We start from the raw sequence: 16996 nt of genomic DNA, 5'->3' as shown, positions 1-16996 counted from the left end.
ACTCCACTCCCCATAGATGACCTGATGTCATCCATCCCTTGAAAATCCATCCTTTGTCAGGTCCCTGTGTTGCGCTCTCTAATGCCGAAAAGCTAAGTGACCCCGATCACTTATTTCAACAATAAAAGCTCTTTCAGGAGATTGTATGCACAGTGGTCCCACTCTATTGCTGGTGTTGTTTTCTGCCATCATTCTGATCGTTTTTCTAATCGTCAAAGTTCGTGTTCACGCATTCCTGGCCTTGACCGCAGCGAGCTTTGTGGTGGGCATCGGTTCAGGCATGCCACTGGCGCAAATGGCCTCTTCCTATGAAAAAGGTGTCGGTGGAACACTCGGGTTCCTGGCAACGATCATTGGCCTTGGCGGCATACTCGGCAAGATGCTGGAAGAATCCGGTGGCGCGGAGCGCATTGCCCAGACGCTATTGAGCGCCCTGGGTAAAGAGCGCGCCTCATGGGCCATGATGCTAGTGGGGTTTATTGCGGGCATCCCCGTGTTCTTCGAGGTTGGATTCGTTCTGCTGATTCCCCTGATCTATGTGGTCGCCAAAGAGACCCGGATCAACCTTTTGTACCTGGGCGTGCCCTTGGCCGTGTCGCTGATGGCGGTTCATTGCATGTTGCCCCCGCACCCTGCTGCGATGGCCATCACCGGGCTGCTGGGCGCCGATGTCGGCAAGGTTATCGTGTATGGCCTCCTTATCGCGCTGCCTACCGCCATCATTGCCGGGCCGCTGTGGATCAAGCTGGTCTGCAAGAGTGAAGCGCCTGACACTCAAGAAGCTTTCCTGGACGAACATTGCGTTGACAGCGCGACCCGGGACTTGCCAGGCCTCGGCTTGACGCTGCTGACCATCCTGTTGCCACTGCTGCTGATGGTCGGCAAAAGTTTTGCGGCCGCGCTGCCCCATGACTCCGGGATCTTCAGCATCGTTTCGTTCCTGGGGACGCCGCTGATAGCACTGTCCATTGCTGTGGTGTTCGCTTACTGGGCGCTGGGTTTGCGCCGCGGCTTATCAATGCCTGACTTGCTCGTGCACACTCAGAAGAGCTTTCCTCCGCTGGCCAGCATTCTGCTGATTATCGGTGCCGGTGGGGCATTCAACGGCATCCTGGTCGACAGCGGCGTGGGTAACGCGCTGTCCGGTTCGTTGACGCAATTGAATATGAATCCCATCGTCCTGGCGTGGTTGGTGGCAGGGTTGATGCACTTCGCCGTCGGTTCAGCGACGGTGGCAATGATCAGCGCCGCCGGCATGGTGATGCCGATGCTGAGCGCTCATCCAACCGTGAGTAAGGAAATTATCTGCATTGCCATCGGTGCCGGCGCCATTGGCTGGACCCATGTGACGGACTCTGCCTTCTGGGTGGTCAAGGAGTACCTGGGTGTCTCGCTGGCCGAAGCGTTGAAGAAGTTCACTTCGGCCACCGTACTGGCTTCATTGATTGCACTGGGGCTGACCCTGCTGCTGTCGCAATTCGTTTGATTCAACCCGTATTTTCAGCCTGATTGTTTAAAGGGACCACGCCATGATTTTGGGCAAGACACTTGAAAGCTGGTACGCCAGTTATCCTTTGATTCGCGATCTGGTCGCGCTGCAAGCGACCACTTGGTTCAACCCTGCCGTGGCGCCGGTCGCGGAGTCGATTGGCGATGTGGGGTTGACGGCCGCAGACGTCGCCGATGCCAGCGCGCGACTGACGCGTTTTGCTTCTTACCTGCGGCGTGCGTTTCCGGAAACGGAATGCAGTGGCGGCATTATCGAATCGGACATTCTGCCCGTGCCACACCTGCAGCAATTGCTCGGCGAGCGCTACGGTCAGGCGTTGGAAGGGGCGCTGTGGCTCAAGCGGGACAGCCATCTGCCGATTTCGGGCTCCATCAAGGCGCGCGGTGGTATCTATGAAGTGCTCAAGCATGCCGAAGACCTGGCGTTGGCCGCGAATCTGCTGACGCTTGATGACGACTACGCAGTGCTGGACAGCGATAAGGCGCGTGCCTTTTTCGGCCAATATAAAATAGCCGTTGGCTCGACCGGCAACCTTGGCATGTCCATCGGCATCATGGGGGCGGCATTGGGTTTCCAGGTGACCGTGCATATGTCGGCGGATGCGCGGCAATGGAAGAAAGACAAGTTACGCTCACACGGCGTTACCGTTATTGAGTACTCCTCCGATTACAGCGTGGCCGTTGCGCAAGGCCGCCAACAAGCGGAATCCGATCCAGCCTGCCATTTTGTGGACGATGAAAACTCGGTCAACTTGTTCCTGGGCTACTCGGTGGCTGCCGAGCGCCTGAAAAAGCAATTGGCAGCGGCTGACATCACCGTGGATGCGCAACATCCATTGTTTGTTTATCTGCCCTGTGGGGTGGGGGGCGCGCCTGGCGGCGTGGCCTTCGGCCTGAAGCTAGCCTTCGGCGATGCTGTCCATTGCATTTTCGCCGAGCCCACACACTCGCCGTGCATGATGCTGGGCGTCTATACCGGCCTGCACGACGAAGTGAGCGTGCAAGACTTCGGCATTGACAACGTGACGGCTGCTGACGGCCTCGCCGTAGGACGCGCTTCAGGTTTTGTCGGCAAGGCCATGCAGCGCTTGCTTGATGGTTTTTACACAGTCAGCGACGAGGAAATGTACAGTTTGCTGGCACTGATGGAGCGCAGCGAAGGTGTGCGCCTCGAGCCATCCGCGCTCGCCGGCGTGCCCGGCATTGCCAGAGTCCAGGCCGACCAGCAGGGCTACTTGGCGCGCGCGCGCCTGGACCGCCAGGCCATGGCGCAAGCCACCCATCTGGTTTGGGCAACGGGCGGCAATATGGTGCCTGGCGACGAGATGGACGCTTATCTGGCCAAGGGCCGTGATTTGCTCGCCAAAGGTTAATCGGGCCTGAACGGACCCGAACTGCCTGGACTCGACAGAGTTCTCGCTGATTTAAGCCTGAACCGAATGTGGCAAGATGAACGTCTTGCCACATCCGTTACATTAGCCCGCTGGATATGCGTACAACGCAAGGCGGCTTTTGGGTTTGAGGAAAAACTGTCGTGTTCAACCTTCCTCCTCGTATCAGCTCCAGGCTCAACAGCAGCCAGTTCGCCAACCTTCACACCTTTTTGGTTGCCGCTCGTCATCTGAGCTTCGCCCGTGCGGCGCAGGAACTGTGTTTGACCGCAAGCGCCGTGAGCCACCGTATAAGTCGTCTGGAAACCGCCTTATCCATGAAGCTGTTCCAGCGCCTGACCCGGCAGGTCAGCCTGACCGACGAAGGCGAGCGTATCTTCGAAATACTCCAGAATGCGATGGGAGAATTGTCCGAGGCACTTGAGCATTCGTCACAGGCGGAAATTGCCGGCTCGATCGCGCTCTATGTAAGGCCTTCCATCGCCCAATGCTGGCTGGTTCCGAGGCTGGCTGACTTTATCGAGCGTTATCCTCTGGTGTCACTGGACCTGCGGGTAGGCAATGACAATGTCGATTTTCGAACCCGCAAAATTGACCTCGCCCTGTACTATGCCAATGGCGAGTTTCCCGGGCTGACGAGCCATCGGTTGATGCGCGAACGGCTGGCTCCGGTGTGCAGTCCCGAGTATGCGCGACGCCATCGCCTGGAGGAGAACCCGGACAACTTAAGGAACTGCACAACCTTGCATGACTCCCTGGCCTGGGATCATGCGGCTTATGATGCCGAGTGGACGCTTTGGGCAGAGCAACACAACATGCTCACGGCACTTCCCAAACGTAGCCTGACCTTCGATCGCTCTGATTTATGTGTGACAGCAGCCATGAACCACGCCGGCATTGCGATTGGCCGTCAGCAGCTTGTGCAGAAGCGGGTTGATCGTGGCGAGCTCGTTCTGCCACTTGCTGAATTCAGCCGCTCAGGCCACTACGATTACTATCTGGTTCACCCGTCGCTCGGCACTATCCCCAAACGCTTACTGGTTTTCATGAACTGGCTACGAGAGTGCGCGAAGCAATCATCACCCCTGGATGAGAACGACGACCTGTTCCGATGAGGCATGCTACAGGTGGGTGGTCAGGCCAGCCTCCCGTCGGTTTGCTCATTACCTGTCCTTTGGTTGCTTCGTCGCATTACGACTACGTAGAGCGCGACCTTCAAGCAAGCCTGCGGATCATGTTCGTTGAGCCGAACTTTGCCCGATCCTCTTTCACCTTGATGACCTCCAGTTCGCTGCTCCGATTCAGTTTCATAAGCTGATTGGCGCAGCAGTCCACTGTCCGCCTGGTACGCGTTTCGCAATGGCATTTATCCGATCTCGATGCCCAATGGCATTGGTGTTGAAGCCACCGGTGCTGTCCCTGGGCGTCGATATCTTCGAACTTGGGGGTGACTCGCGAAGGGTTTGCCGTGCCTGATCGTGCAGGAGGGGGGCTATCACCTGGAGAGTCTGGAGGATAATGCGCAGGCGTTTTTCGTGAATGCCGAGGTGTGGAAACTCTGAGTTATTCGCTGTCCGGGATACCGCCATCGCTGGCAAGCCAGCTCCTACAGTTGATCGCGTGAAGGTGATTTTGCAGTCAACCCTGAACCTGTAGGAGCTGGCTTGCCAGCGAAGAACGATAACGCGGTCTCACCTGTCGGAACACAAGCGCCGTAAGGCACTTGCCATAGCCCTTACGTTAACGTAAAGATTGCGGCAGGGCGCCGACGTATGAAGGCGCAGGGCGGATGACCCGGAGCGCGTGATGACGCTAATAAAAACAAACTCCCCCAAACTGCATCGCGAAGCCCGGCTGGCCCGGGAAAAGCTGCACCTGGAAGGCGAAGTGCCGGATGGCGTCCTGCGTGCGGAAATCGATGCCTCGTGGCGACGCAGCCTGAGCCATGGTGTGCATTTCAATGCCAAGCACGAGCTGGCGCTGGAATCGAGTGCCAGCCTCGACGTGCTGTTGGCCAGTAACCGCTTGCTGATCGACGCCGCGTTGCCGGCGATCGATTACCTGGCCGAGCGTCAGGGCAAGGAAGGGCTGATCATCCTGGCCAACTCTGATGCCACCATCCTCGCCGTCGAAGGCCGCGCCGACCGTCTCAAGGGCAGCGGCTTGCAGGACATCACCCTCGGCGCCTGCTGGAGCGAAGCCGTACGCGGCACCAACGCCCTCGGCACGGCACTGGTGGAAGCCCGGCCGACCCTGATCGATTGCGGCGAACATTACCTGGATCGCCTCAGTGATTTTTCCTGCACTTCGGTGCCTATCCATTGCCCCCAGGGCGACATTCTTGGCGTCCTCGACCTGACCCGCGAAGGTCCGCTCGGCCGTGCCCACGACAGCACTGCGCTGCTGGCGATGGCGGTCAGCCAGATTGAAAGCCGGGTGTTCAACGCCAGCTATCCGGACGAAATCGTCCTGGCCTTCCACAGCCGCCGGCAATATCTGGAGTCCCCGTGGCAAGGCTTGCTGGCCGTGAGCCTGGGCGGGCAGATCCTCGCGGTCAGTGCCCAAGCCTGCCAGTTGCTCCACGCCGAGCGCTCGGCCCTGGTCGGGCGGCGCTGCGAGGAGTTTCTCGGAGTCGATGGCCTGCAGCTGCTGGCGCGTCTGCATCAGGGCGGGGCCGGCAGCCTGCAAACCGCCAAGGGCGAATTCTTCTACAAAACCCTGCGCGCACCGCAACGCTCGATCAACGTCGGCAGCCCGCCGCGCACTGTCGCGAAACCGGCCAAGGCGCAACCGGACCTGGAAGCGCTCGCCGGCAGCAATACCCGCTACGCCCGTGTCTTGCGCATGGCCCGGCAAGGCCTGGCCAATGAACTGCCGGTTTTGCTTTTGGGCGAAACCGGCACCGGTAAAGAGGTGATCGCCCGCGCCCTGCACATGGCCGGAGCGCGCTGCGAAAAACCCTTTGTGGCGGTGAACTGCGCAGCGATTCCCGAAGGCCTGATCGAGTCCGAACTGTTCGGCTATCGCGAAGGCGCGTTCACCGGTTCACGCCGGGGCGGTATGGTCGGCCGCCTGCAACAGGCTCACGGCGGCACCTTGTTCCTCGATGAAATCGGTGACATGCCATTGGCCTTGCAGGCTCGGCTGTTGCGGGTGTTGCAGGATCGCAAGGTCGCGCCCCTGGGCGCTGGCGAAGAGCAGAACATCGACGTCGCGCTGATCTGCGCCACCCATCGCGACCTCAAGCGTCTGGTGGAAGAAAAACATTTTCGCGAGGACTTGTTCTACCGGGTCAACGGCATCAGCGTGATGCTCCCGGCCCTGCGCGAACGCGAAGATTTCGGCGCGCTGGTCAGTCGCATGCTGACGACACTGGGCGCACCCACCGTGGTCCTGCACGACGATCTGAATCGCTTGCTCAGCGGCTATCACTGGCCGGGCAACATCCGCCAACTGGAGATGGTCCTGCGCACTGCATTGGCCATGCGCGAACCGGGTGAAACCGCACTGACCCTCGACCACTTGCCCGACAGCATGCTCGACGAGTTGACCGCCGGCGAACGGCCCCAGGCCGGCAGCATCCGCGAAAACGAACTCGAGCTGATTCGCCAGTCCCTGGACACCCATCAGGGCAACGTCTCGGCCGCCGCCGACGCCCTGGGCATCAGCCGTGCGACCCTGTATCGCAAGCTCAAACAGTTGCGTTCGTGATGCAGCGTTTGATCGTTCGGCTGATCGACAGCCAGAACCCCGAGGCCCTGCAAGCATCGCTGCGTTGGCTGTACAGCTTTGTGCGGCCCCATCGGCTGGCGATTGCCGGGTTGCTGGGTTTGTCGATCTGCGCTTCAGCGTTGGTGCTGGTGCAACCCTGGCTGACCAAGCTGTTGATCGACGACGGCCTGCTGGCGCGTAACTTCCCGATGCTGGTCATGATCGCCGGGCTGATGATCATTGCCGGGTTGCTGGGCACGGCGCTTTCGGGCATCAACCGCTACCTGCACACGCGCCTTTCCGGGCGCATGCTGTTTGCCCTGCGCGATGACCTGTATCGGCATTTGCAAACCTTGTCGCCGGGCTTTTACGGTCAGCGGCGCATCGGCGACCTGATGTCGCGCCTCGATGGCGACGTCGCGGAAATCCAGCGCTTTGCCGTGGACTCGCTGTTCTCGGCGGTGTCGAGCGTGATCGGCCTGGTGGTTGCCGTTGCAATGCTGTTGACGTTGTCCTGGAAACTCTCATTGCTGGCCCTGGTGCTGATTCCCCTCGACGTGCTCTGGCTGCGTTGGATGCGGCGCAAGGTCGAGCGCGATGTACGGCAGTTGCGCGAGCGTTCGGCGGACATGTCGTCGTTCATGGTCGAGACGTTGCCGGTCATGAAGTTCATCCAGTCCGCCGGCCAGCAACAGCGCGAAGCACGGCGCCTCGAGACGCTGGGGCAGGGCTACATGAGCCAGTTGCTGCGCCTGCAAGTCACCGAGTTTTTCACCCAGGCCGTGCCCGGTACGCTGACCTCGCTGTCCCGGGCCTGCGCATTCCTGATTGGCGGTTACTGGGTGGTGCAGGGCACCTGGCAACTCGGTGCCCTGATTGCGTTTTCAACCTACCTGGGCATGGCCGTGGGGCCGGTACAGAGCCTGCTCGGGCTCTATGTCGCGATTCAGCGGATGACCGTCAGCCTCGGCCGGGTCATGGAATTGCGCGGCGAACAACCGACCGTGGTGACGCCCGCCAGGCCACGCCCGATGCCCACTGGTGGCGATCTCTGGTTCGACAGCGTGCACTTCGCCCATCCCGGTCGCCAATCGACCCTGCGCGGCATAGAGGCGCGGATCCCCTACGGTTTGAAAGTGGCTCTCAGCGGCGGTTCGGGCGTGGGTAAATCCACCCTGATCGACCTGCTGCAACGTCATCACGATCCGCAATCGGGCCGGGTGCTGCTGGGCGACGTCGATGTGCGCGAACTGGATCTGTTCCAGTTGCGGCGGTGCATTGCGGTGGTCAGCCAGGACATCGTGCTGTTTCGCGGCAGCCTCGCCGACAACCTGGCCTATGCGGTGCCGGACGCCAGCCGCGAGGCGATTGCCGAAGTGGCGCGGCTGGCGCAACTCGACAGCCTGATCGAGTTGTTGCCCGAAGGCCTCGACAGTCCGTTGGGCGAGCGCGGTCAGCAGTTGTCCGGCGGGCAGAAGCAACGCATCGCGATTGCCCGGGCGCTGTTGCAGGACCCTTTGATTCTGGTACTCGATGAAGCTACGTCCGCGGTGGATGAAGCCACCGAGCGCGAAGTCATCGATGCCATCGACCGCTTGTTTGCCGGACGCACGCGCATCCTGATCAGCCATCGCCCTTCAACCCTGGCCGATGCCGATCTGCGTTTCGAATTGCTCGACGGCGTGCTGACCTCGAAAACGGTGCTGCATGAAACCTGAGTTGCGCATTGGTGTGGTGGACAGCGGCCATTCAGCGGCACAACGGCTGCAAGTGATCGCCGGTCGGCGCTTTTCATTGCTTGAAGACGGCCTGGCCGAAGGCGACTTGCGCGACGATCCGCTGGGGCATGGCAGTGCGGTGATCGAGGCGATCGGTCGGCGTGCACCCTCGGCGCAGTTTTGCGTAGCCCAGGTGTTCGACCAGCGGGGCGTCACCAGCGCCTTGCAGATCGCCACGGCGATTGACTGGCTGCTGACCCAGGACGTGCGAATGATCAATCTGAGCCTTGGCTTGCGTCAGGATCGCAGCCTGTTGCGCGCGGCTTGCGCGGCGGCGGTGGCACGGGGCGTGCTGCTGTGTGCGTCGAGTCCGGCCCAGGGCGAAGGGGTGTTTCCGGCCAACTATCCGCAAGTGTTGCGGGTGACCGGCGATGCACGGTGCGCCGAGCAGGAATGGTCGTGGCTCGACAGCGCCCAGGCGGATTTCGCCGCGTGTGTGCAGGGCACTTATCCGGGGCAATCCGGGGCGAGCCTCGGTTGTGCCGCGTTGAGCGGGCACATTGCCGGGTTCCTCACCGAACAACCCGGCGCCAGCAATGAGCAAGTCATCCAGTGGTTGCGTGAACATGCCCGTTACCGTGGTCCTGAACGGCGATTCGGGCCATGACCGACATCGTCATTCTGGGTGCCGGGCCGGCGGGGGCCGCCGTCGCGCTGGGGTTGCGGCGCCTGGGCCATGGCGTCACGCTGATCAGCGAATGGCGCCGGTTTGCGGCACTCGAAGGCGTGTCCGTGCGGGTGCTGGAAGCCTTGCGCGGCGCGGGCCTGCAGCACGCATTGGCGGATGCGGCGTTGCCGTCCCAGCGCCAGGTCTCGTGGAATGGCCAGCAGCATGCGCAGAACGTCGAATACTTGCTTGACCGCCCGGTTTTTGACCAGGGCCTGCGCGAGGATTTGCGTCTGGCGGGGGTTGAGCTGATCGAAGGCCGGGTGCTGACGGTTCAGTCATCGGCCAATGGCCATCGAATCGAAATCGACGGCCGCGAACCGCTGCTCGCGCTGTTTCTCGTGGAAGCCCGGGGACGTCAGGCCCCCGCTATCGGCAAAGGCTTGCGTGGGCCTGAGACGGTCAGTTTGCTCAATCGCTGGCAAGGATCGCCGGGCAGCACCGCCAGCGCGGTGGAAAGCCTCGAGGACGGCTGGGCGTGGATGGCACGGCGTGCCGACGGCCAGTGCTACTGGCAATGGACGGTGGACGTGGCCAGTGCCGGGTTGCCGGGCAAGGCCATGTTGCTCGATTACTGCCGGCAGCGGCGCCAGGGTTCGACGCTGGCCGCCACATTTTTTGCGGGCGAAGCGGAATCTGACCTGCAACTGCACGCCCGCAGCAGCACGGCGATTCTGAGCCCGCGGGTGTGTGGCGAAAACTGGATTCGGGTCGGCGATGCGGCAATGGCCGTCGACCCGCTGTCAGGCAATGGCATTTTTCAGTCTTTGTCTTCGGCATTGCAGGCGCCGGTGGTGATCAACACGCTGCTGTGCAAGCCTGAACGAGCGGCCCTGGCCCAGCGTTTCCACCAACAGCGGGTCGAGCAGTTGTTTTTGCGTTTTGCGCGGATCGGCCGGGATTTCTATGCCGATGAGCAGCGCTGGCCGGACCAGCCTTTCTGGCAGGCACGACGGAACTGGCCCGACGCCGAGGTGGCTCATGCCGAGGCGGACTTCAATGCGCTGAGGATCGAGCGGGCGCCGGTGTTGCGTGATGGTTTGGTCGACGAGGCCGAAGTGGTGATCACGGCAGATCAGCCGTTGGGCATCTGGCATGTGCAGGGGGTTGAGGTGGCGGCGTTGGTGCAGAGGTTAAAGCAGGGAGAGCCGGCGGATCAGGTATTGGCCGGGTTGACGGTGGAGCAGGGGCGGATGGTTCGCAGCTGGTTGCTGGGTCAGGGTTTCAAACCTTGAATGAAGAACGTCCGGATCCGGCGAAAAGCCTGTTCTCCCAGCGCAAAGCATCGTAATTTACGCGCCATAACGACAAGGATTTTTGGGGTGTAAGTGGGAGCCTATCGACTGCTATTGGCCGTACTGGTGGCCGTTTCTCATATGGGCAAGACGTTCATGGGGCTAAACCCCGGCGTGATTGCCGTGATTTCCTTCCTGATCATCAGCGGTTTCGTGATGACCTCGCTGATCGAACGCAACTACAAGGCGCCGGAGAAAGTCGGCCTGTTCTACTTGGACCGCGCCCTGCGGCTCTATCCTCAATTCCTGTTCTACTTCGTGGTTTCCTGTGCGGTGATCTATTTCCTGCTGCCCGGCACGCCTCAAGCGGCCGAGTTGACGCTGCGCAACATCGCCGCAAGTCTGACTATTGTGCCACTCGGCTTCTACATGTTCGGAGCGGCGGGATCGTTGATCTTGCCGCCGGCCTGGTCATTGGGGCTTGAGATGTGCTTCTACCTGGTGATCCCTTTGCTGATCATCTACAGGGCGCGGGGCGTTGCGTTTGCACTTTCCGTCGTCGTCTTTATGGCCGCGTGCCTGGGTTTCATCAACACCGACCTGTACGGCTACCGTCTATTGCCGGGCGTGCTGTTCATGTTCCTGTGCGGCAGCTACCTGTACAAGGCGCAGCCGAAGGGGGTAGCGATCGCTGCCGGAACCGCCGTGGTTGCGACGCTGATGTTCGCGGCGATCATGGCCGGATTGATTGAGCGCCGGCCGTTCAACGCTGAGGTGACCGCTGGCATAGCGTTGGGCGTACCCGCCGTGTACCTGCTGACAAAGCTCAAATTTCATCGGGTAGACGAGTTCCTCGGGAACATCAGCTACGGCGTGTTCCTGAATCACTTTGTGGTGATGTACTTCCTGCGCGCTTTTTGGCCGGTTGCCTACGACGGGTACATCGTTGCAACAGTGCTGGCCCTGTCATTGCTTTTGAGCGGCGTTTCGTACTACTGCGTCGAGCGGCCGGCCCTGAAACTTCGTCACGCGCTTCGGGCCGGCGCAAAATATGAGGTGGGTCAACCGCAGGGCCGCGAAACAGCGGCGTAGTGGCTGGAATGGCCGCCCGCAAAGGCGGCCTGAAGAACACTACGAATCACAACTTGATCAACACCGACTTAAGCTCCGTGTAATGCTCGATCGCCGCATACCCCATCTCTCGCCCGACCCCGGACATCTTGTAGCCACCGAACGGCAGCGCCGGGTCCAGGGCGCTGTGGCAGTTGACCCACACCGAGCCTGACTTGATGCGCGGAATCATCCGGTGCACCGCCGCCAGGTCATTGGACCAGATGCTCGCCCCCAGGCCGTAGGGGCTGTCGTTGGCCATGCGCAAGGCATCGGCTTCGTCATCGAACGGGATGGCCACCAGCACCGGGCCGAAGATCTCTTCCTGTACCAGAGAGTGCTTCTGATCGACGTCGACAATCACCGTCGGCTTGACGAAGAACCCCGGGCCAAACTGCTCGCCGCCGCAGGCGATGGTTGCACCGCTTTCCCGGCCCTTTTCGATGTACCCGTAGACGCGCTCCTGCTGCCGCGCCGAGATCAACGGCCCCATTTCGACGCTCGGGTCCAGGCCGTTGCCGAGTTTCATGGCGTTGGCGATATCGCTGATGTCCGCCACCACATTGTCGAAATGCTTGCGCTGCACATACAGCCGCGAGCCCGCGCAGCAGACCTGACCCTGATTGAAGAAAATTGCGCTGGCGGCCCCGGCCGCGGCGGTTTTCAGGTCGGCGTCGGCCATGACGATGGTCGGCGATTTACCGCCCAGTTCCAGGGTGACCCGGGTCATGGAGTCCATGGCGATCTTGCCGATCTGCTTGCCCACGGCGGTGGAGCCGGTGAAGGTCAGCTTGTCCACCAGCGGGTTGTGGGTCAAGGCCGAACCGGCGGTGATGCCGGTGCCGGTGACCACATTGAACACGCCTTCGGGATACCCGGCTTCCAGCACCAGCTCGGCGAGTTTCAGTGCGGTCAGCGGGGTTTCGTCGGCGGGTTTGAGCACTACGGTACAACCGGTGGCCAGGGCCGGGCCGAGTTTCCAGCAGGCCAGCAACAGCGGGAAGTTCCAGGCGACGATGGCGCCGACCACGCCCACCGCTTCGCGGCGGATGAAGCTGTGGAACTGGTCGTTGGGCATCAGCGGTGCCGATACGTCAACCGTGGAACCTTCGATCTTGGTCGCCCAGCCGGCCATGTAGCGCAGGAAGTCGATGGCCAGTTGCACGTCCATCACCTGGGCCACCGCCGCGCTTTTACCATTGTTCAGGCATTCCAGTTGCGCCAGCAACTCGGCGTCGCGCTGCATCAGGTCGGCGAGTTTCCACAGCAGGTTCTGCCGCTCCCGGGGGCGGGTGCGGGTCCAGGCCGAATCGTCGAACGCCTGGCGGGCGGCGAGTACCGCGCGGTCGACATCTTCTGGCGTTGCCCGTGGCACCACGCACAACATCTCTCCGGTGGCCGGGTTGTGCAGAGGCATGGTCTGGCCGTCGGCGGCCTCGACCCATTCGGCGCCGATCAGCATGCGCGGGGCGCGCTGGATAAAAGCGGTGGTGGCGGGGAGCAGGGTTGCAATAGCCATGACAGAACCTCTTGTTATGCGTGAGGCGAGGGCTTTCGCAACCCCTGTGCCAGTTTTAGCTGGTGCTTAAGTCGATGATTTAAAAAGGGTTTATTTTCGGTGGCGAAAGGGCGCCGGATACAGACTGTCGCAAATTGCGAATGCTTTGAGACAGCCAGGCCTGAACTTGGGAGCCTCGAATTCGTCGTAAAGGGACTCGCTATAAAAGGAGTATTGAACAAGGAGATGTGCAGTGAAGATTTCAACGATTCTGGGAACCACCTTGCTGCTGGCGCCGTTGTTCGCCCAAGCCGCGACGACCCCGGCTGAGCCGGAGCAGCCGGCGTACCAGAGCAGCGTGGCCAGCTACCGCTGTGAGGGTGGGGTAGAAGTGCAGGCGGCGTACCTGAACATCGATAATGGCGCCTCGTTCGCCACCCTGTATTACAAGGGCCAACTGATACCGATGCATATCGCGCGCTCCGGTTCCGGCGCGCTGTATGTCGCCGACGACGAGCAGAACAGCTACCGCTGGCACACCAAGGGCGACACCGGCCTGTTGAGCTTCCTGGAGGCCGACCATACCGCCAAGGAACAGCAACTGCTCAAGGACTGCCAGGAGCAGAAGGCCGAGGAGCAGTAATCCCCCTCAGGAGCGGCAGCCACCAGTTGGCTTGCTGCTCCTCTCTCTAGCGATCCCAAGGGTATTTCCGGCCCCGCTATCTGTGGTTGAACTGCCGTCGAACGGCCAGTGTCCAGTCAAGACAAGCCTGTATCGATCTCGCCGGGGAGATTTGCCTGTGAACATATTCGAAGCCCTGCGTGAGAGCTGCGGGCGCAACGGATCGATGGCGACGAGCTCGATACTATCCAGGTCGTGAGTTTTACTAAGTAGTGCAACGAACAACTCTGCTATAGAGCCAAAACCGACAAAGATTATTTTTTTCTGGGCGCAATAAGGGCATTCATTCACAGGCTTCCTTGCCGATGCGGTGTATATATATTTTTAATAGATAGGAGGTGTTGGGGTACTGTCAACAGCGAGTCTGTGCGAATGGGAGTAATTAAGTGTAGGAACTTTCCTTGTGAATGTCAGTCTCTCGAATTCACGTGGTGGTTAATTGGTTTTTTGGCAAATTCCGGGGATATCCCTGTATCGTGCCAATTGTCGAGATGTAGTTAAAGTGTAATTTTTTTCTTTCTGTGCCTGGGAAAAATCTTGACACGGAAGGCATATTGATTTTTTATGTGGTCCTGAACTTTTTACGTGGATTTAAAGTTCAGAGATGCAAAGGATGCATTGTTATTGTCTGGTGCTGCATTGCACCGTACTCATAAGGATATGTGTATGTTGTTTATTCTCTTGGTTCCCGCTATTTATTGTTATCCCGAATCAGCTCTCATAACGAGTTCCTAAGTCTGTCATTGGCTTTTTGCCCGGTCCTGCCTGACGCTCAGCATCTTGTTTTATTGGATGTTGTGTAGCCTTGCTTGATCGCTGGCAGGGTTTGTCAATTATCACTGTTGTTTTCAGGGCGTCATATTTTGGCGTTTGAAATTTAATATTCCATTAAAACTTATTGGGGTGTCACTGTGTCGGAACGAATTAAAGTCGTTATTTCCGGGGCTAATCGTTTAGCTCAACGCTATATCTCTGAATTGAATCCCTCGCAGTATGAGGTGGCGTTGATTTCCGAGTCGTTTCCCGATCAGGCGCGCGTTATTTCCGCTATCAGTGACGCCCACATCTATATGCATGCCGGTGAAGAGATCCTCACCGAAGAGATACTGCAACAGGCCGGGAAGTTAAAGCTGGTGGCCTGCCTGGCGTCTGGCGCCGAGCACCTGGTCGATATCGAGGCGGCTGATCGCCTGGGTATCGCGGTGACCAACACCCCGGGCTTGAAAGTGATGTACGAAGCCATGGGCGAGTTCCTGGTGGGGCTGGTCATTGCCTTGCGCCGCAAGCTGATCTACTTCCACACCGAGCAGAAAAATGGCCGCCTGCACGAAACTGACACCCCGCTGCTCAAGGATGCGGTGATCGGCATCATCGGTATGGGCAAGGTCGGCTCTCGGGTGGCGAGGATGATGCACGATGCGTTCAACTCCAGGATCGTCTACACCGCCAACTCGCAAAAGCCCGATGTAGAGCGCGATACCCAAGCGCAACGGCTGTCGCTGGAAGCGCTGCTGGAAACCAGCGACGTGGTGATCCTGGCGTGTCCGTACAACGATTCGACCCTGGGCTTCATCGGGGAACATGAGTTGTCCCTGATGAAACCCACCGCGGTCCTGATCAATACCTCGGCGTCGTCCCTGGTTGATGGCCAGGCGGTCTACAAGGCCCTTGTCGAGGAGAAGATCGTCGGCGCGGCGTTCGACGACAAGAACTGGGATGCGCCGCCGCTGATCAAGGATGGCAAGACCCTCAACATGCCGATCGAGATGCTCGACCTGCCGGATGATCGTTTCATCTGTACGCCTTATGTGGGCGCCATGACTTCGGCGGTGTGGGACGAGATGGCGAGTGTGGCCGTGGGTTCGATCCTGCACTTCATGCAGCAGGGCACCGACAGGAATCTTTATAACCGCAACCTGGACACGAACCGCCACGCCCGGCGCATGGACTCCGGTTCGCCGCTTGTTGCAGAGCTGGAAGGCTGAGCCAGGATGAACGACGTTACAACGCAAACACGCCTGCGGCAGGCGCTGCAGGGGTACGAGGCGGTCGAACTGCTCTTTCCCGGAGAGCCTGGTTACGAGGAAAGGCGTCAGGTCTATAACCGGATTCACGACCTGCATCCGTTGCTCATCGTCCGTACCCTGAATCGCGCAGCCATTGGAGCGGTGCTTAGGCTGGTTGCCGATAACCAGCTTGAACTCGCCATCCGTGGTGGTGGGCATCACATTGCCGGTTTTGGTTCGACCGAAGGCGGCGTGCTACTCGATTTCTCTGGCTTCAACGGCGTCCAGATCGATGCGCTTCAGGGCATTGCCCGTGTGCAGCCGGGGGCTCGCTTGCGAGATATGGACGCGGCCTTGTGCCCCCAGGGGTATGTGGTGCCGACCGGGACGGTCAGCGATACCGGGATTGCCGGGCTGACGCTGGGTGGCGGGATCGGCTGGTTTGTCGGCACCCTGGGGTTTACCTGCGACAACCTGGTCGGCGCCGATTTGATGCTTGCCAGTGGCGAGGTCGTCAGGGCCGAGGACCCGCAGCACCAGGATCTGCTCTGGGCTCTTCGTGGCGGTGGCGGCAATTTTGGCGTGGTGCTGGAGTTTCGTTATCGGCTGTCGACGCTGCCCAAGGTCTACTGTGGCTCGATCACGGTGGCTCCCCAGGATGTTCTGCGGGTGCTTGTGCAACTGGGGAACCATATGGAGCAGGACTGCCCGGCGAACCTGGTGCTGGCGCCTGTCTTTACCCCTGGTGTGGATAGCGACCGCTGTGTGTTATCGATCGATTTCTGCCTCAGCGACTATCAGGACATCGGTGCCATCAGGGCGCTGGAAGAGGCGCTGGATCTTGCGGGCAGCCACCAGTACGTCACGGATGACTTCAGGGCCTGGCAGACCTGGTTCGACGACAGGTTCCAGCCGCCGATGCGCGGGTACTGGAAATCGATTTGCCTGGATGATTTTACCAGCGACACCATGGATGCCTTGCTGACCGCGGCGTCCAGCATGCCAGGCAAGCGCTGCAGTATCACCATCGAGCATCTGAACAAGGCACGGCGTTCGGCAACGCCAGTCGATTCGGCTTTCCCGCTCCAGGCGAGAGGCTACGGCATCCTGTTTTCCGCCCGTTGGAGCGAAGCCGGGGACGACCAGACCTTTATCCACTGGGTCAAGGCGGCCGCGCTGGGAACCGCGGGTAACGATGGCGCCGCTGCGTATTCCAACTACTCGTTTGCCGACAACTCGTCACGTACGGTACTGCTCGGCAGCGATAACGAGCGCCTGCTCAAGGTCAAGCAGCGGTACGACGCGGGGAATCTGTTCAGGCGCAACCACAATATTCGCGAGAGCAAAGAGGGTACCTCCTCACTCAGTTGATTGAGGGAGGAGGGGAGCAATACCGATACATGGGGGAG

General features: G+C 60.1%; 12 protein-coding genes. 11 read left to right on the top strand and 1 reads right to left on the bottom strand.

Annotation, left to right across the window (positions count from 1 at the left end; all coding sequences use genetic code 11):
- The first annotated feature begins 145 nt into the window (after positions 1-145).
- From PMI31_RS25500 to PMI31_RS25465, 8 genes are all read left to right on the top strand, one after another.
- Positions 146-1486, top strand: coding sequence for a GntT/GntP/DsdX family permease (locus PMI31_RS25500; protein ID WP_008022304.1), 1341 nt, complete (start codon positions 146-148; stop codon positions 1484-1486).
- 43 nt (positions 1487-1529) lie between these two features.
- Positions 1530-2882 (top strand): D-serine ammonia-lyase, encoded by a 1353-nt coding sequence (dsdA, locus tag PMI31_RS25495; protein WP_008022303.1) that lies wholly within the window; start codon positions 1530-1532, stop codon positions 2880-2882.
- A gap of 161 nt (positions 2883-3043) precedes the next feature.
- Positions 3044-4015 (top strand): DNA-binding transcriptional regulator DsdC, encoded by a 972-nt coding sequence (gene dsdC, locus PMI31_RS25490; protein WP_008022302.1) that lies wholly within the window; start codon positions 3044-3046, stop codon positions 4013-4015.
- A gap of 691 nt (positions 4016-4706) precedes the next feature.
- On the top strand, positions 4707-6611 hold the full coding sequence (locus tag PMI31_RS25485; protein WP_008022301.1) for a sigma-54-dependent Fis family transcriptional regulator: 1905 nt from the start codon (positions 4707-4709) through the stop codon (positions 6609-6611).
- On the top strand, positions 6611-8329 hold the full coding sequence (locus tag PMI31_RS25480; protein WP_008022300.1) for an ABC transporter ATP-binding protein: 1719 nt from the start codon (positions 6611-6613) through the stop codon (positions 8327-8329). The genes PMI31_RS25485 and PMI31_RS25480 overlap by 1 nt, the downstream gene beginning before the upstream one ends.
- Positions 8319-8996: a subtilisin-like serine protease QhpE gene (gene qhpE / locus PMI31_RS25475; RefSeq protein WP_008022299.1), complete on the top strand. Its 678-nt coding sequence runs from the start codon at positions 8319-8321 to the stop codon at positions 8994-8996. The genes PMI31_RS25480 and qhpE overlap by 11 nt, the downstream gene beginning before the upstream one ends.
- A complete protein-coding gene (gene qhpG, locus PMI31_RS25470) occupies positions 8993-10291 on the top strand; it encodes a flavin-dependent monooxygenase QhpG (protein ID WP_008022298.1) in 1299 nt (432 codons plus the stop codon). The genes qhpE and qhpG overlap by 4 nt, the downstream gene beginning before the upstream one ends.
- Before the next feature lie 93 nt (positions 10292-10384).
- Positions 10385-11383: an acyltransferase family protein gene (locus PMI31_RS25465; RefSeq protein ID WP_008022297.1), complete on the top strand. Its 999-nt coding sequence runs from the start codon at positions 10385-10387 to the stop codon at positions 11381-11383.
- A 46-nt stretch (positions 11384-11429) separates the two neighbouring features.
- On the opposite strand, the gene PMI31_RS25460 is transcribed toward PMI31_RS25465, so the two are convergent.
- The gene (locus tag PMI31_RS25460; protein ID WP_008022296.1) at positions 11430-12920 is read right to left on the bottom strand and encodes an aldehyde dehydrogenase family protein; all 1491 of its coding nucleotides are present in this window, start codon (positions 12918-12920) and stop codon (positions 11430-11432) included.
- Between the two features lie 232 nt (positions 12921-13152).
- On the opposite strand from PMI31_RS25460, the gene PMI31_RS25455 reads away from it, so the two are divergent.
- The 3 genes from PMI31_RS25455 to PMI31_RS25445 all read left to right on the top strand — a co-directional run bounded on the left by PMI31_RS25455 (position 13153) and on the right by PMI31_RS25445 (position 16958).
- Positions 13153-13542, top strand: coding sequence for an MliC family protein (locus tag PMI31_RS25455; protein ID WP_008022295.1), 390 nt, complete (start codon positions 13153-13155; stop codon positions 13540-13542).
- A gap of 950 nt (positions 13543-14492) precedes the next feature.
- Positions 14493-15566, top strand: coding sequence for a D-isomer specific 2-hydroxyacid dehydrogenase family protein (locus PMI31_RS25450; RefSeq protein ID WP_081500356.1), 1074 nt, complete (start codon positions 14493-14495; stop codon positions 15564-15566).
- A gap of 6 nt (positions 15567-15572) precedes the next feature.
- Complete coding sequence (locus PMI31_RS25445; RefSeq protein WP_008022293.1) at positions 15573-16958, top strand: FAD-dependent oxidoreductase; 1386 nt, start codon at positions 15573-15575, stop codon at positions 16956-16958.
- Positions 16959-16996: the final 38 nt, after the last annotated feature.

This window comes from Pseudomonas sp. GM55 (assembly GCF_000282395.1).
GTDB classification, from domain to species: domain Bacteria; phylum Pseudomonadota; class Gammaproteobacteria; order Pseudomonadales; family Pseudomonadaceae; genus Aquipseudomonas; species Aquipseudomonas fluorescens_CC.
The sequence above is the reverse complement of the archived record's forward strand: the minus strand, read 5'-3'. Positions and strand labels throughout refer to the sequence as shown.

What these genes read in the sequence shown, in the direction of transcription:
- qhpE (WP_008022299.1), top strand. Translation starts at nt 8,319, where the DNA reads ATGAAACCTGAGTTGCGCATTGGTGTGGTGGACAGCGGCCATTCAGCG.
- PMI31_RS25480 (WP_008022300.1), top strand. Translation starts at nt 6,611, where the DNA reads ATGCAGCGTTTGATCGTTCGGCTGATCGACAGCCAGAACCCCGAGGCC.
- qhpG (WP_008022298.1), top strand. Translation starts at nt 8,993, where the DNA reads ATGACCGACATCGTCATTCTGGGTGCCGGGCCGGCGGGGGCCGCCGTC.
- PMI31_RS25445 (WP_008022293.1), top strand. Translation starts at nt 15,573, where the DNA reads ATGAACGACGTTACAACGCAAACACGCCTGCGGCAGGCGCTGCAGGGG.
- dsdA (WP_008022303.1), top strand. Translation starts at nt 1,530, where the DNA reads ATGATTTTGGGCAAGACACTTGAAAGCTGGTACGCCAGTTATCCTTTG.
- PMI31_RS25500 (WP_008022304.1), top strand. Translation starts at nt 146, where the DNA reads ATGCACAGTGGTCCCACTCTATTGCTGGTGTTGTTTTCTGCCATCATT.
- PMI31_RS25460 (WP_008022296.1), bottom strand. Translation starts at nt 12,920, where the DNA reads ATGGCTATTGCAACCCTGCTCCCCGCCACCACCGCTTTTATCCAGCGC.
- PMI31_RS25485 (WP_008022301.1), top strand. Translation starts at nt 4,707, where the DNA reads ATGACGCTAATAAAAACAAACTCCCCCAAACTGCATCGCGAAGCCCGG.